This is a genomic window from [Clostridium] scindens, from assembly GCF_019597925.1.
Lineage (GTDB): Bacteria > Bacillota > Clostridia > Lachnospirales > Lachnospiraceae > Clostridium_AP.
The window spans coordinates 242,252-257,565 of the sequence record NZ_CP080442.1 but is presented as its reverse complement, the minus strand read 5'-3'; the positions used below and the strand labels follow the sequence as shown (position 1 = coordinate 257,565).

General features: G+C 49.5%; 12 protein-coding genes and 1 tRNA gene. 5 read left to right on the top strand and 8 right to left on the bottom strand.

The genetic code is table 11. The features are described from left to right. Window positions 1–6: 6 nt before the first annotated feature. From K0036_RS01145 to K0036_RS01130, 4 genes are all read right to left on the bottom strand, one after another. Window positions 7–999, bottom strand: coding sequence for an ABC transporter permease (locus K0036_RS01145; RefSeq protein ID WP_025645993.1), 993 nt, complete (start codon window positions 997–999; stop codon window positions 7–9). Window positions 1,000–1,015: 16 nt separating this feature from the next. Next, window positions 1,016–2,002, bottom strand: coding sequence for an ABC transporter permease (locus K0036_RS01140; RefSeq protein WP_025645995.1), 987 nt, complete (start codon window positions 2,000–2,002; stop codon window positions 1,016–1,018). After that, on the bottom strand, window positions 1,983–3,521 hold the full coding sequence (locus K0036_RS01135) for a sugar ABC transporter ATP-binding protein (protein ID WP_025645997.1): 1,539 nt from the start codon (window positions 3,519–3,521) through the stop codon (window positions 1,983–1,985). Before K0036_RS01135 ends, K0036_RS01140 begins: the two co-directional genes overlap by 20 nt. 89 nt (window positions 3,522–3,610) lie before the next feature. Continuing rightward, the gene (locus K0036_RS01130; protein ID WP_025645999.1) at window positions 3,611–4,753 is read right to left on the bottom strand and encodes a substrate-binding domain-containing protein; all 1,143 of its coding nucleotides are present in this window, start codon (window positions 4,751–4,753) and stop codon (window positions 3,611–3,613) included. A 206-nt stretch (window positions 4,754–4,959) separates the two neighbouring features. Here K0036_RS01130 and K0036_RS01125 point away from each other — a divergent pair, with 206 nt between their 5' ends. Next, on the top strand, window positions 4,960–8,079 hold the full coding sequence (locus tag K0036_RS01125; RefSeq protein ID WP_220430515.1) for an ATP-binding protein: 3,120 nt from the start codon (window positions 4,960–4,962) through the stop codon (window positions 8,077–8,079). Continuing rightward, the gene (locus tag K0036_RS01120; RefSeq protein WP_220430514.1) at window positions 8,048–9,175 is read left to right on the top strand and encodes a response regulator; all 1,128 of its coding nucleotides are present in this window, start codon (window positions 8,048–8,050) and stop codon (window positions 9,173–9,175) included. The genes K0036_RS01125 and K0036_RS01120 overlap by 32 nt, the downstream gene beginning before the upstream one ends. A 135-nt stretch (window positions 9,176–9,310) precedes the next feature. Here the strand turns inward: K0036_RS01120 and K0036_RS01115 are convergent, their stop codons facing one another. Further along, the gene (locus K0036_RS01115; protein ID WP_025646006.1) at window positions 9,311–10,012 is read right to left on the bottom strand and encodes a GntR family transcriptional regulator; all 702 of its coding nucleotides are present in this window, start codon (window positions 10,010–10,012) and stop codon (window positions 9,311–9,313) included. Between the two features lie 317 nt (window positions 10,013–10,329). Here K0036_RS01115 and K0036_RS01110 point away from each other — a divergent pair, with 317 nt between their 5' ends. The 3 genes from K0036_RS01110 to ortB are packed head-to-tail and all read left to right on the top strand — an operon-like array spanning window position 10,330 to window position 13,187. Then, entirely contained in the window at window positions 10,330–11,454 is a 1,125-nt protein-coding gene (locus K0036_RS01110) for a beta-carotene 15,15'-monooxygenase (protein WP_025646008.1), read from the top strand. 4 nt (window positions 11,455–11,458) lie between these two features. Beyond that, on the top strand, window positions 11,459–11,776 hold the full coding sequence (ortA, locus tag K0036_RS01105) for a 2-amino-4-oxopentanoate thiolase subunit OrtA (RefSeq protein ID WP_220430513.1): 318 nt from the start codon (window positions 11,459–11,461) through the stop codon (window positions 11,774–11,776). After that, window positions 11,769–13,187, top strand: coding sequence for a 2-amino-4-oxopentanoate thiolase subunit OrtB (gene ortB, locus K0036_RS01100; protein WP_220430512.1), 1,419 nt, complete (start codon window positions 11,769–11,771; stop codon window positions 13,185–13,187). Before ortA ends, ortB begins: the two co-directional genes overlap by 8 nt. Window positions 13,188–13,246: 59 nt before the next feature. Here ortB and K0036_RS01095 read toward each other — a convergent pair. The 3 genes from K0036_RS01095 to K0036_RS01085 all read right to left on the bottom strand — a co-directional run bounded on the left by K0036_RS01095 (window position 13,247) and on the right by K0036_RS01085 (window position 15,256). After that, window positions 13,247–13,317 (bottom strand) — tRNA-Cys (locus K0036_RS01095). 48 nt (window positions 13,318–13,365) lie between these two features. Beyond that, complete coding sequence (locus K0036_RS01090) at window positions 13,366–14,004, bottom strand: lactate utilization protein (protein WP_025646014.1); 639 nt, start codon at window positions 14,002–14,004, stop codon at window positions 13,366–13,368. Between the two features lie 82 nt (window positions 14,005–14,086). Then, window positions 14,087–15,256, bottom strand: a complete 1,170-nt coding sequence (locus tag K0036_RS01085; RefSeq protein ID WP_227066820.1) for a PucR family transcriptional regulator — start codon at window positions 15,254–15,256, stop codon at window positions 14,087–14,089. Between the last annotated feature and the right edge of the window lie 58 nt (window positions 15,257–15,314).

Here is a 15,314-nt window from a genome sequence, read left to right as displayed (position 1 = left end):
TCCCTCCTATGAATTTACCTTGCTCTTTAATACGCCCAGTGCCACGGCTAAGATAATAAACACGCCGTTAAAAATATTCTTATATGCGATCCCCATGCCCATCAATGTAATAAAGTTGCTGATGAAGCCTACGAACAGCGCTCCGATGGCGCTTCCGATGATGTTGAACTTATTCCTGGCCGACACCAGGGTCCCGATGTAGACCGCCACAAAGCAATCCGTCAGATACGTCTCCACGCCGCGCGGCACCGCATTTCCCGACCGGGATACCAGCATGACGCCTGCCAGCGCCGCCAGCAGGGAACTTATGATGAAGGTTGCCGCAAATACCTTGCGCACGTTGATTCCCGCAAGAAGCGACGCCCTTACATTGCCGCACAGCGCGTCCATATGCCTTCCGAATGTAGAACGTTCTTTGGCAAAGTACATGGCAACGATGATGAGAATCGTCAGCAAGATCAGGATGGAGATGGGGCCGACACTCTCCTGGCCGATGAAGAAGAAGTTCTTTACTCTCTCCGTGGGGAGGGTAAAAAGTATCTGGGGCTGCGCCCCATCCGTCAGGGTCAGTTCCACGCTCCGCACGATGAACATCATGCCCAGCGTCCCGATGATCGCCGGAACCCCCAGGTAGGAGATCAGCACTGCGTTGATGATGCCCACCAGCAGGCCAAACAGCATGGCTCCCAGAATCGCGACTATGAAATTCTTGCCCGACAGAATCAGCATTGCCGCAACAACGCCCGCCGCGTCCGCCACCTGGGCGATGGACAGATCAATCCCCCGAACCGCCATTACCATCGTCATTCCAAAGGTCATAACGATCAATAAGGAACTGGAATTAAGCACGCCCAATATATTGTCTATCCTCATAAATCTTGGCTCGATGATCTGAAATGCGATCAACACGCAGCAGATACCTATAATCGCGCCATGTCTTGCTATGAATGCCAACACTTTTTCTTTTGAAAAAGATGTCTCTTTCTTTACTTGTTCCACCGTCTGTCCCTCCCTTCTAGAATATCGTTACCTGTCCAATTTCGCGTTTCTTGATTACCGTCAGCAAGATTGACAGGATGAGAATGATTCCAAGTACTCCCGATATCTGCTGGTTGGATATCCCGTTGATGATCAGCGCATTGGATAGCGCCGCAATAAACATGCCGGAAATGACCGTTCCAATCACGCTCAACTCGCCTGTCTTGGAAAATGTACTTCCAAGGTATGCCGCCGACAGCGCCTGGATCAGGAAATCCATTCCGCTGGTGATAGCGGACGCGCCATAATTGTAAGAGCATTGAAGAACCCCGGTAAAACCAAGAATCAGCCCCGACAGCAGGTATGACAGAAGAAGATATTTCTTCGTATTCAATCCTCTAAGGGTGGCTGCCGCCGGATTCTCGCCGGTTGCATACATCCGAAGCCCCGTTCTGGTGTGCTTGAAGAAATAATGCAGCACAGCGCACACGGCAATGACGATCAGGAAAATTACCGGTATGATGGCGATCCTGCCCTGCCCCAGTACGGAAAATCCAGGGATTGCCTTGATGGTAAGCGCTTTTCCGTCATTATACCAGGACGTAACCCCCTGCATGACGAACATCGTTCCAAGGGTCGCCACAAAGGTTGGTATCTTGACGATGATCACCAGAAACGCATTGATGAGGCCTACCAGAAACCCTACCGCGATCCCTGATGTGATTGCCGCCGCCACGCTGGTGCCTGCAATCAGCAGTCCTGCCGCCAGGTTGCAGGTAAGCTGCACCAGAGCCCCTGCGCCCATGTCGAACCCGCCCCCGATCAGGACTGCCGTGAGTCCCAGCGCGATCATCGTCAGCACGCTTCCCTGCTTCAGTACCGTCATGATATTCGTCATCTCAAAGAACAGCGGCGCTCTAAGTCCCAGCAGGCACAATATGACAATCATTCCAAGGCCGGTTCCCCTGCTGAGAAGAAGCGCCCCGATATTTGCCGAATTAGATTTATTCTTCTTGTCCAACATTTCCTGCCTCCTTTTTCTCTTCTTCCTCTCCGCCTGCCGACCAGTACAGGATGTCATGCTCTGTAACATTTCCGGCATCGAACTCTTTGACGATCCTTCCTTTTGTCATCACGGCAATGCGGTCGCAGATCCCCATCAGTTCTTCATTTTCCGAAGAAATAAAGATGATGCCGCAGCCCTTTTTCGCCAGTGCGACCATCTGCTTATAGATCTCCGTCTTCGCCCCGATATCCACTCCCGTGGTAGGCTGGTCAAAGATAAACACCTTGAAGTCGCCCGTCATCCATCTTCCGATAACTACCTTCTGCTGGTTTCCACCGGAGAGTTCGCCCACCAGCTGCTTCTGTCCGGTACACACGATATTCAGCGCATCCCGGATCTCCTCAAACCTGCTGCCCTCCTTCTTTTTGTCAATGATTCCTTTTCTGGCCCACAGATCCGTGGAAGCAAGGGAGAGATTCTCTGCAATGTCCATCTGTGATACGATCCCCTCGTTCCTTCGGTCTTCTGGGATAAACGCGATTCCTGCCCGGCACGCTTCCAGCGGCGTTTTGGGAGCAAACGGCTTACCGTCAATCTTTACCTGGCCGCTCTTCATCTTCTCTACTCCGTACATAGCCAGCATCGTCTCCGTACGCCCTGCGCCCACCAAGCCCGCAAGTCCCAGGATCTCGCCTCTTCGAAGCTTGAAGCTGGCACCTTTTACCAGCGTTCCTGAGTAGACATCTTCTACCTCCAGGACCGTATCGCCAATCACGGCTTCTTCTTTTGGATAGAAATCCTTCAGTTCCTTACCGATCATCAGGCTCACCACATCCTTGCGGGAGATGCTTTCTGTCGAAAATGTCCCCTGCATGCGGCTGTCCCGCAGCACGGTTATGCTGTCTGTAATCCGGAAGATCTCGTCCAGATGATGCGATATGTAGATGACAGTTACGCCTTCCTTCTTCAGTTTCCCGATGACCTCGAATAGTTTCTCGATTTCCCGGCTGCTCAGGGATGCCGTCGGCTCATCCAGGATCAGAAGTTTCGGATTCTGCAGAAGGGCCGTGACGATGGCCACCTGCTCTCTCTGCCCAACGCTTAAGGAGGATATCTGCTGGTCTGACGTGAAATCAGATTCGATCAGCTTCAGTTTTTCGTCTACCAGTTCCTTCATCTTCTTAAAGTTCAGCTTCCCGCCTTTTCCTCTGATCTCCGAGCCCAGGAACGCATTCCTGGTAACATCGAAAAATGGAACCAGTTGCTGATCCTGATGAATGATTGATATTCCCGCATTTTCCGAATCCTTGGGAGAATTTATCCGAACTGGCTCGCCGTCCATGAATATTTCCCCTGCATTCATGGAATACACGCCTGTAATAATCTTTACCAATGTTGATTTCCCCGCCCCATTCTGTCCCAGCAGGGCATGAACCTCGCCTTTTCTTACCCGCAGGTTAATATCCTGGAGCACCTTATTCTTGCCAAAGCTTTTGTATATGCCCCTGCATTCCAGTAATACCTGGTTTTCCTCCATTCGTTCACCAACTTTCTTAAATATATGCCTTCTATATATGCCTTCAAATTGCTACGGGCGAGATTACTCTCGCCCGAATCCTCAAGTCTCTATGGAATACTTGGAAGCGCTACGATCACGTCTTCCTTTTTCGGGAATTGCTTTTCTACATCTTCTTTCACAAGTCCGGCATCTTCCCAGAAATTCTTGCCCCACTTCATCTCTGCTGCCTCTACGCCATTCTTTCTTGTTGCTACATAGCAGCTGGCAGGAATCTTTGGAGAAATCGTCTTAGGATCTACACTTCCATCCATCACGCCAAGCAGAAGTTCCGCAGACTGCTTGCCAATGCTTTCCGTATCCATTACAACGGTAGAGATGAATGGGCTGTCTTCCTGGAACAGCATCTGGAATCCCAGCACGTCCCCGTCAATGGCTACCATCTTGATCTCCTGGCCTCTTCCTGCACGGCGGATTGCTTCGCTTGCCCCGGATACCAGCTGGTCATACGTTCCAAAAATGCCTGCGATGCTGCCTTCGTCCGGGTTTGCTGTCAGAATCTCCTCGATCTGCGTCTGCACTTTTGCAGGATTATGCTCTGCCGGCACTTCATGGATCTTAACATCCGGATAATCAGCGGCAACGGCCTCGAAGATTCTCTTTCTCGTCTCCAGAAGCGGCGCTCCCGGAACCCACACAACGTATACGTCTCCTGCATATCCGATGCTTGCAAGCAGCGCGTCGGATGCCAGGGTTGCCATCAGCGGATCATCTCCATTTACATCTCCGATGGTATGCGCTACCGGAGAGCCTACGCCATTGGTGATGACCGGGATTCCTTTCTTTTCAGCCTCTTCCATCAAAGGAGCCATCTGCTCCGGGTCTCCAAGATGGACGATCAGGCCGTCAATTCCGGAATTGATCAGATTCTCGATGTTCTCATTGTGTTTCTGCACATCTGCCTGGGCATCCGCGATGACTACGCTTCCGCCTGCATCTTCGATCATCTTCTGGGAAGCTGATACGATGTTGCGGTTGTAGTCATTGGTAATCTCCCTGGCTGCGATGCCTACCTTGAAGCTGCCTTCCTTCTCGCTCTTTGTAATCTTGCCGCCTTCGTCGCTTTTTCCTTCGTCTCCCGCCTGCTCGCTGCCATTTTCCTGCGTCTTTTCATCTACAGCGCATCCGGTCAGGGTGCCGGCCAGCATGACAGAGGCCATCAGAAGGGCACACCACTTTTTTACCTTTCTCATTTTCTTTCCTCCTTGTATTTTTGATGGTTTCATTATACAATAATATACAGAATAGTCAATATAACAATAAACATTTTACTAAACATCTACATATTAGACAATTCGCGCACAACCTTTTTATCAAAATTGCACAATCAATTTTTCATTTTAACTGACACATGCTATAATATTACCAAATGTGACATTATATCTGACTGGAGGTACTTATGGACAAATCAAATCACAGGCTATCTTCTTCAATCAACCGTCTGCGAGGCAGGAAACTGGCTCCTTTCCATATATGGGTCCTGTCTGTCGTATCGCTTCTGGCGCTTTTTACACTCTTTATCATCAATCCGGATTACGCCGGCAAGGCAAGATCCGGAAGGCTGAACGCCGCCTATATCGAGAACAGGCTGCCAGTGGCGCTGAATGGGGAGTGGGAATATTATGACAGCCGCTTCCTGTTTTCCTCCGACTTTTCCGCATCCAGCGCGGAACATTATTCACCCGAATACCGGAAGCTTCCGGGAACCCTTCCGAACACCTTCGGCTATGGCACCTACCGGCTTACCTTCACCTTCCTTGGCACCACCGACCTGTATTCCCTGCGCCTTGCCGGAGTACAGGGAACCGCGCGCATCTATGTGGATGGAAGGCTTCTGTCGGATATTGGATTTACTTCTTCCTTAAAGGCCAGTTCCGAGACGGAAAAGGACAACCAGTATATCGTATTTCCGCTGGACATTATGCGGCAGACCCATGAGATCATCATCCAGGTATCGAATTTCAGCAATTATCATACCGGCATTACAAGCCCCATATATTTTGGCACCCAGATAGACGGCTACCGCCTTGCCTCTCAGTTTAAGTTCGCTGAATCCGTTGGGCTTATGAGTATAGGAATCCTTGCGATCCTCCTGATCTTCCTTTTGTTTTTTAAGGTTCAGATGGGCAGCACCGCTTATTTGCTCCTGTTCACTATTATGCTTTCCTTCCATCTGGTCTATTCCAGCAATAACCTGCTGACCCAGCCGGTACAGTCGTGGACTTATGCCATATTTACCAAGATCTACGTCCTGTCTTTTGCATTGATGGGACTGTGCATGATCCTTCTTGCCAGGCAGAATTGCTACACCAAGGGCATCTTGCAAAGGACCTTGAAGATATACCTGTATATCATTCCGTTTCTTCTGGTCCTTACCTTGCTCTGCCCAGGAAAGTATCTGCCAATGATGAAGATCCTGACCGGAACCTACTTTGCCGCCTCCCTCCTTCATACTTCCATCATCCTCCTGGGGCGGATCTGGAATAAGAGTTACAGCGCGCTGATGCTGATGCTGTCGCTCTCCTTCTGCTCCAGCTATTTCGCGCTCCTATACTTTAACAGCCGGGGAATGGTCTCTGCAGACGCATATGCCAGCAACTACATCTTCCTCCTGGTCGCCTATGTCACATCCCAGCTTGCCTACGTGGCCCTCAAGGTCTCCCGGATCTATACCGGCAATGCAAGGCTTGCCCGCAGGATGGTAGTCACCGACAAGCTTAAAAGCGAGTTCATATCCGCAACGTCCCATGAACTGCGGACGCCTCTGCATGGCATTATCAACATTATCGAATCCGCCAGTTCCAAGCTTGGAGAGCCGGATACCGCCAAAGAACAGTTAAGTCTCGCCCTAATGCTTGCCAGGAAACTGAACAGTGTCCTGAACGACTTGTACGGGTTCTATTCCTCCGAGCACAGAAGCGTAAGCCTAAAGCCCGTCAACCTGGACATTGAGGTAAATGCCGTAATCGAAGTATTCTACTATACTTCCGATAATACGAAGCTGATCTTTAAAAACAATCTCTCCAAAAACGCCCTGTGGGTGAACGCGGACGAGTCAAAATTGTGGGAAGTCCTGAACAATATCATTGGAAACGCCGTAAAATATACGGATTCCGGCACCATTACCATTTCAAGCAAGCGCATGAATGGGAAGGTATACGTCTCTGTGTCTGATACCGGGATTGGCATGTCGGCTAAAGATATCAGCCGGATTTTTGACAAGTCCGTGCGTCTGGATGATACCGCCCGGAAAGCAGAGGGCGTAGGGCTAGGGCTATACCTGGTCCGCCAGCTGACCGAGCAGATGAACGGAAGCGTGTACGTGGAATGGACTAAGCCGGGGCAGGGGACCTGCATTACCTTCTGTCTGGATGCCTGCACGCCAGATCACAATTCCATGGAAAACGCAGCAGCAGCCCAGGCCGGTTCTGCCTACAAAAGCCAGAATTATCTGGAGGACTTCAAAGGAACGTCAGCCTCCCTTCTGGTCGTAGATGACAACGAGGATAACCTGAATATCATACGTACCATTTTCGAAGACTGCAGTTTTTCCATGGATTGCGTAAAGAGTGCAAAAGAAGCATTAGAGTTGCTTGAGAAATCTTCTTATGATATCATCATATTAGATGTAATGATGCCAGAGATGAGCGGGTTTGAATTGTGCCAGATCATCCGGAAGCGCTACTCTCACTTCGAACTTCCGGTGCTTCTGCTTACCGCCTGCGATGGGGCGGAGGAAATCCTGACCGGCTTCTGGTCAGGGGCGAATGATTATGTGGTAAAGCCGGCCGACCGGATCGAGCTTCGCACCAGGGTTTTCAGCCTGATTACGCTGAAGCAGTCTGTCAAATCCGCGCTTGATAATGAGATGCTGTTCCTTCAGGCTCAGATCAGGCCCCACTTTTTGTACAACGCATTTAATACCATCAGCGCCATTGCGCTTACGGACGGCGTCAAAGCCAGCGAGCTGATCGATGATCTGGCAATCTATCTTCGAGGATGCTTTGGCAACGACGTAAACCGCGGACTTGTCACGATTGACACGGAACTTGGAATCGTAAATTCCTACGTCCATATCGAGCAGGCCCGCTTTGGCAGACGGCTGCAATTTAAACTGGTCCAAAAAACCGGGCGCAGCTTCTCTCTTCCGCCGCTTACCATACAGCCATTGGTGGAGAACGCGATACGCCATGCCACATTAGACAGTTACCAGGAGATTCAGATCCAGGTAACGATTACAGAAAAAAATGAATACATTCACATTGAGATTCAGGATAATGGAGTCGGAATCGAGCCGGTAAAGATCGCCAACCTGCTAAACGAAGAACAGGATGGATATCAGGGCGGCATCGGCCTTCGCAATGTCAGCCGGCGCCTGAAGCTCCACTATGGCATTCCTTTGGATATTCAGACTTCCCCGGGAGCGGGCACCACAATCCTGATTCGCATACCGCTGAATTCAAAATTTCAGGAGGATGAACTAGAATATGGATATAGCAGCAATCAACAGCACCCCTAAATACCGCACCATCATCGTGGATGACGAGCCGCCTGCGTTGGCCAAATTAAGTTATCTGCTGAAAGATTATGAAGACTTTGAACTGGTGGGCTCGTTCGATAACGCCGATGATGCCCTGGAATCCGTCAGGGAGGTGCAGCCTCAGGTGGCCTTCCTTGATATCGCCATGCCCGGGCGCAATGGCATGGAACTGGCCTCGGACCTTCAGTCCAGGCTTGCAGATAAGATAGAGATCATCTTTGTAACCGCTTTTGACCAATATGCCGTATCGGCCTTTGACTTAGATGCCACCGATTATCTGTTAAAGCCAGTCAGCAAAGAACGGTTTCAAAAATCCATTCACCGCATCAAGAATACTTTGGGTGCCCTGTCCACAGCACCGCAGGCAGTACCGTCTTCTTCCCCTATGCTTCATGCGTTCGGAAAACTTGAGATTACCGGGTCGGGCGCGCCACAGCCGGAGTGGCGGACCGCAAAGGTGCGGGAATTATTCGCGCTTTATCTCCAGAACCGCCCTCACGGCGTTTTCCGGAAGAATCTTCTGGATACTCTCTTTAGCACCCTTCCAGAAGAAAAGGCCCTGTCCAATCTCAACACCTGCAACTACTACCTGCGCCAGTTTCTGAAAGAGACCGGAACTGATATCTCTTTAAAGTATAAAAGCGGCTACTATTCCCTGGATCTTGGAAGCGTCACCTGTGATGCCGATCTGTTCGCGGATGCCGAAGAACAGGCCGGCTCCATCACTTCCGGCAATCTTGACTCCATCCTCTATGGAGCCTCCTTGTACCGGGGCAAATACTTTGAGGACGTCAAGTGCGACTGGGCCAATCTGCTGCGGGATCAGTATGATATCCGCTATGCCAGCCTGCGCGTTGCGCTGGCCTCCTACTACGCATCCATCGGGAAATACGAAGAATCCGCACAGCAGGCTTCCTTGGCGCTTGAGGTCGACCAGTTCTGCGACAGTGCCTGGAGGATACTGCTTCACAACTATAAAGAAATGGCAGACAAGACGCACTATGATACTACCATCGCCAACCGGGACGCCGTTTACCAGAGCCGCGGCCTGGCTGCGCCGCCCCTGGATGTATAGAGTATTTCCGCATAAGCATAAGAAAGCACGGTTTCGTCTTTTTACGGACACCGTGCTTTTTTAATACTGTCTCCCATTTTAAGAATAAAGAAGATTACATTTTTTCGGCATTTTTTGTCATCGGCCGTATCCCATCTATTCCCATTGGTTGAAGGCATTGAGCATGCTGTGGACATCCTCCTCCACCTCGTGCCGGACGATATCGGTAAAGCCCATCTGGAAGGCATTGAAAATAGCCTGGTGACGCTTTCCTGCCTGATAAAGTATCCGCTGCAGCTTCTCCGGTCCAAGCGAGTAATACAGGCAGTATCTGTAGTGCAGAAGATAGCCCTCCAGGCTTCTGTACATTCGCATGATGTAAGGATTACAGGAAGCCGTTACAATCAGAGAGTGGAACTTATGGTCGATATCCGCATAGTCATTCGGATTCAGTTCTTTGTTACTGCCATTGCATACCGCCACATACTGCCTGGTCAATTCTTCCAGTTCCTTCATCTGTTCTGCAGTGATCCGAATTACCGCAAGGGAGGCGGCAAACCCTTCCAAAGCGCTGCGCGCCTCATAAAGGCTATAGCCATCCTCTTTCGTCATCCAGGATACCGCAAGTATCTTGCCGCTTTTCTTATATACCAGCCCGTCCTTCTCAAGTTTCGACAAGGCGCTCTTTACAGGGCTTCTGCTTATCCCTAGTTCTTCCGCGATCTTGCTTTCGTTCAGTCGTGAATCCGGGGGCATCTTCAACTGTATGATGTCATTATAGAGAGACTGGTAGATGACATCGCTCAATACTAAAAACGGATTTTCTGCGAGCATTTCATCTAGTTCATGTTTATTCATCGGATTTCCTCCTTTCCCTTGACTTCTTATAATGTCATAATAATAGCACAATGTATGCCAACAGTCACAATTTTATTATAAACTCATCCAAATCAGCAATATATTCCCCCTGTTTTAATAAATTATCGCACAAAATAGTCTCTACATAAATCCAACTTTTTTAAAACCGGTCGTTTCTGCTCATTTTGCCGTCCAATTTCTTCTCTCTGGCCAGATCCGGGTTAAATTTTGACACCTTACTCTTATATCGTTTACGCTTATATCACTCAAAACGTTTTGAAAGCGACTATAAAAAGTTCTGAAAGAGGAGGGAATCTATGGAAACGAAACAGCACCATGCAAACAAATGGATCATAAACTGCATTCGTTACGCAGGCATGTATGTAGGCGCGATTATCGGAGCAGGCTACGCCAGCGGGCAGGAAACGCTGCAGTTCTTCGTCAGTTACGGATACATAGGCATCGTGGGCACGATCATAGCAGTCGTATTATTCGCCTGGTACGGGACGATGTTTATGGAACTTGGTCATAAGCTGCATACCAATTCGCACAAAGAAGTCTTTACTTATTTGTGCGGGCCGAAGGTAGGAGCAGTATTTGACTGGATACTCGTATTTTTCTTGTTCGGCGTATTGTCAATCATGATTGCCGGCGGGGGCGCATCGCTGAACCAGTATTTCGGAATCAATCTGATGTTTGGCAGAGTCATCATCGCCGTCCTCACCGTCGGAACCGTAATCCTGGGATTCAATTCCGCCCTCAATGCGCTTGGATTCTTATCTCCGCTGATCATTATCGCCACACTGGCCATATCCATTGGAACCATTAGCACGAATCTCTCAGGCATCTCGCAGGCAGGCGCTAATATGCAGGGGCTTACGATCGCCAAGGCAACCCCCTTCTGGTGGTCTTCCGCATTCATCTACATCTCCTACTGCGTACTGCCAGCAGTTCCAGCGCTGGCTTCCATCGGCAACGGGGAGAAAGATGAAAAACTAATCCGCAAATCCGGCATTCTCGGAGGCTCGCTTCTTGGCGTTGCGATTCTGTTCATGGTTCTGGCCACCTTATCCAGAATCGTGGATGTATCTGCCATGGAGGTGCCATTTTTGGAAGTTGCCCGACAGATGAGTCCTGTCATAGGCGGTATCTTTGCATTCATCCTGCTCTTTGCCGTCTATACCACTTCTGTCCCCATCCTGTATGGGTTTTCTGTCAGGTTCGCTGAGGATGGAACTACCAAGTTCAAGATATTGACGCTCGTAGCAGGATGCGTGGCTTTCGTGGCTGGGCTGGTTCCATTCAGCAAGCTGGTAGGAACTGTATATCCGCTGCTCGGCTATCTTGGCCTCGTAATTATGGCGGTAGGCTTCTATAAGACGGTAATTAAACGTCCCGGAAAGAAGGAGCAAGCAAACGATACTACTATGAAAGGAGAATAATCATATGAAACAAGTTGCGAAAAAAAATGACTGGGTCAGAATCATGCAGATCATCCTGACCCCGGAGGAACGGCTTAAATCCTTGCCGGAGAGCACCAGAAAGGTACCTTTGAAATGCTGGATCAATGGATTCCTAATGGATGAGTCGGCCTCAATCGGGGATACGGTGAACATTGAGACTCTGGCCGGACGTGTGGTTAGCGGCACGCTCTACCAGCTGTGGCCCCAGTATGATCACAGTTTCGGGCGTCAGCAGCCAACCCTGATGCACGCCGGAAATGAAGTACGCAAAATTATGAAGGAGGCGAATAAGAATGAGTAATCAGGCAGTTTCCGATATTACATGCAAGAACAAAGACATTTTGTTCCATTCAGTCAATATTAATTATGATGAATTCAAATCCGGGCGCCTGGCTTGGGATTATGAGAAATTCATGGACATTGTTGGCCTTTCCATGGATGAGATACGCAAAATTGCAGCCGAAGTTTACGTGGGCAGCACTCCGCTGATCGAACTCAACAATATCAACCGGCTGGTCCGCTCCATTTCCCCCAAGGGCAAGGGCGCCAGAATCTTCTTAAAGGACGAGGCCGATAACCCAACAGGAAGCTTCAAGGACCGCAGAGCCTTGCTTCCTGTCTATGAGGCGAAAAAATCCGGCTACCCCGGAGTCATCGCATCTACAAGCGGCAACTACGGTGCTGCCGTAGCTTCTCAGGCCGCCCGCCGCGGCTTAAAGGCTATCATCTGCCAGGAAGTCTACGATGATGCCGGCAATGGGCAGCCCGAATCCCTGGAAAAGGGGCGGGCATGCGAGTCATACGGGGCAGAGGTCCAGCAATATACCGTCGGCCCGGAAGTATTTACCTATGTCATATTAAAACTGCTGGATGACCTTGGCTACTTCAGCGCTTCTTTGTATCTCCCCTTTAGCATCGCCGGAATCGAGACCATCGGCGCAGAGATCATGGAGCAGGCCAAAGCGCAGGCTGGACGCCAGCCGGATGTCGTCCTGGTAACTCACGCCGGAGGCGGTAACTTTACCGGTGCTGCAAGAGGCCTGCGCAAGTCCGGCTACACCGGAAAGATGGTGGGCGTTTCCGTCAATCTGGCAGATCTTGACTCCCATGACGATGCTGTATTTGCCAGAAAGTCTTTCTCCACCGGGCATACAGGCTATGGATTCCCATCCCTTTATAACCCGGAGAGCGTGGATGTGCCGCTGAATGCAGCGAGGCCGTTAAGATACATGGACGAATTCTACACGGTCACCCAAGGCGAAGTCTATTATGCTACCGAACTTCTCAACCAGCTGGAAGGCCTGCAGAGAGGACCGGCAGGAAATACCGGGCTTGCAGCGGCGATCAGCCTCGCACGCACCATGGATGAGGATCAGATCATAGTGGTGGAGGAATCTGAATATACAGGAGCCGGAAAGGCCCACACCGCCCAGCTGACCTTTGCGGAAGATCACGGCGTAGATGTCAGGATCGGGCAGCATGAAGAAGAGATTCCAGGCACGAACATCATCATTCCAGCCACGCCTCAGGACATTCGTACAATTCCTGTTGACATGGATGAGATGCGCCGCAAGTATATAAAGATGAACGTCAAGGATAAAGGATTTGACAATCTGACCGCCGAAGAGGTGGAATTCCTCGCGGCAGAGACGAATCTGGATATCGCAGGCATAAGAAGGCTGCTGGATGACATGGACGTCTCCATCGCCTAAAAAAGAAATTCATGAAAGAAGCCCCGGAAACATTAAGTCTCCGAGGCTTCTTATTGTAGAGGCGCCAACCAGAATCGAACTGGTGATAGAGGTGTTGCAGACCTTTGCCTTACCGCTTGGCTATGGCGCCTTATCGAGCATTTGTATTATAACAAATGCCCGGGATTTAGTCAACATCTTAAAAGCCTAATTCTTCATTTACCAGAATAACTTTTATTCTTTCGGGAACTTTGGAGAATCTTGTCACCAGCATCTGACAGCAGATGGTGTCAGGAGACTTGCAGTCAAAGCAGGCTCCTGTCTTGTGGCAAGGCGTATCAATATCGAATCTCTGCGCGTTGATCGGCGCAGCCTCATTCCTGGCCCTTGATACAGCGTTCTCTACATCCCTTACCACCTTGTTCATCCCTACGATCATGATGACATTGCGCGGGCCTGCGGCTATGGCAGATACCCGGTTGCCAAAGCCATCTATGTTGACCATCACTCCGTCTTCCGTTATAGCATTGGCGCTTGTAAGGAAAAAGTCGCAGTCATAGCTTGCCAGCTCGATCTTACGCTTTTCTTCCGGATTCTTGGCGTCATCGCGGTTATATTCCTTATAATTGCCTTCACAGATTGCCTTCTTAAGCCCGATCTCTGCAATCGACATAGAGCCGCCCCAGGCGACCGTGCTTCCTTCTGGTATCCACTCCAGCGCTTTCTTAAGCGCGTCTTCTTTCGTCTCGGCGTAATAGCCATTCATATTGCGGGACTTCAGTCCCTGAACGATACGCCCGCCTAATAATTGATTCCGTTTTATCCGATTCTCATTCATTGCATCCGCCTCCTATGTATTTTATCTTGCTGTTCCCAACATTATACCACAAATTTAAAAGTCAGACAGTTCTAAATGCGTGTTATATTCCAATCTCCCCCAGCCTCATGATATAGAGCGCTATCATAATCTTTGTACGGTTCTCGTTGCTATGAATATCATATCCCAGAATATCCCGGATCTTATGAATCTTGTAGGTCAGCGTGTTCTTATGGCAGTACAGCGCTTTTGAGGTCTCAATGACGCTGCAATCATTGCGGAAATATTCATCCAGAATCTTCATATACTCCTTTTGATTCTGTTTGTCATAGTCTATCAAAGCCCCCAGGGTCTCCTTTACAAACGCCGGATAGATGGATACCTCTTTTACATCCGCCAATATCTTATAGATGCCCAGCTCGTCGTAATCCAGCAGATTCTTAGGAATGGCTGTCTTAGTCAGCTGGTAGGCTGTATTGGCGTTATGATAAGACTTGTGGATATCCCGGATCTGATCCGCTGTCGTGCCGATTCCCACGTATATGTTAGAATCTCTCTGGCACAGCCGCTGGAAATCGGAGCGGATCTTTGAAAGAGAGTAGCCTGCGGCGAGGATGATCAGGCAGCCTTTCTCTTCATATACGATCACATTTTTCAGGATATAATGGAGAGACTTCTCTATCCTCAGCAGCCTTTCATTCCCATTGTCCGTATCGTAGGCATGGCAGCTGAGTATGACGATCGTATAGGACATATCCCGAAAGAATCCATTTCTCTCAAAATGGCTGAGATACAGTTCTTCATTCTCCGGATAGTAGATGGCGTTCTTTAATGCAGCGATCAGATTCGTCTCCCTCTGCTCGTTTTTCAGGAGAATCACGGAGAACATCCGCATAATGTCGATGTAAGGCGTCTTCCACGATGCAGAAAAAAGCGGAAACTTTATCTTATTGCAATAATCAATGATTTCCTGCGAGATGGTCCTCGTCCCCCAGAGGGATACGATCAGCCCTCCTGCATGAACCTTATTCAGCGCCTCCACGAATCTGCGAAGCCATTCATCCGAAGTATAGTTCAGGCCTGAGTTAAAGATTAGTTCATCTCCATGCAGCAGTTCTGCAAATTCCGGATCCTCCACCATATGGACCCATCCAATCATTTTTTCAAAGCACCCTGTCGTATGCAGTTTCACGTCATATTGCGGACTGATCTTTGCATAAAGTTCCTTCAATTCTACTGCCACGTATATACACCCGCCTGTCTGTCTTTTCATTTCTTTCGTCCGCATTATTATAGCATCTTTGTGCTTCAGGCACAATTTTTTTACTAAT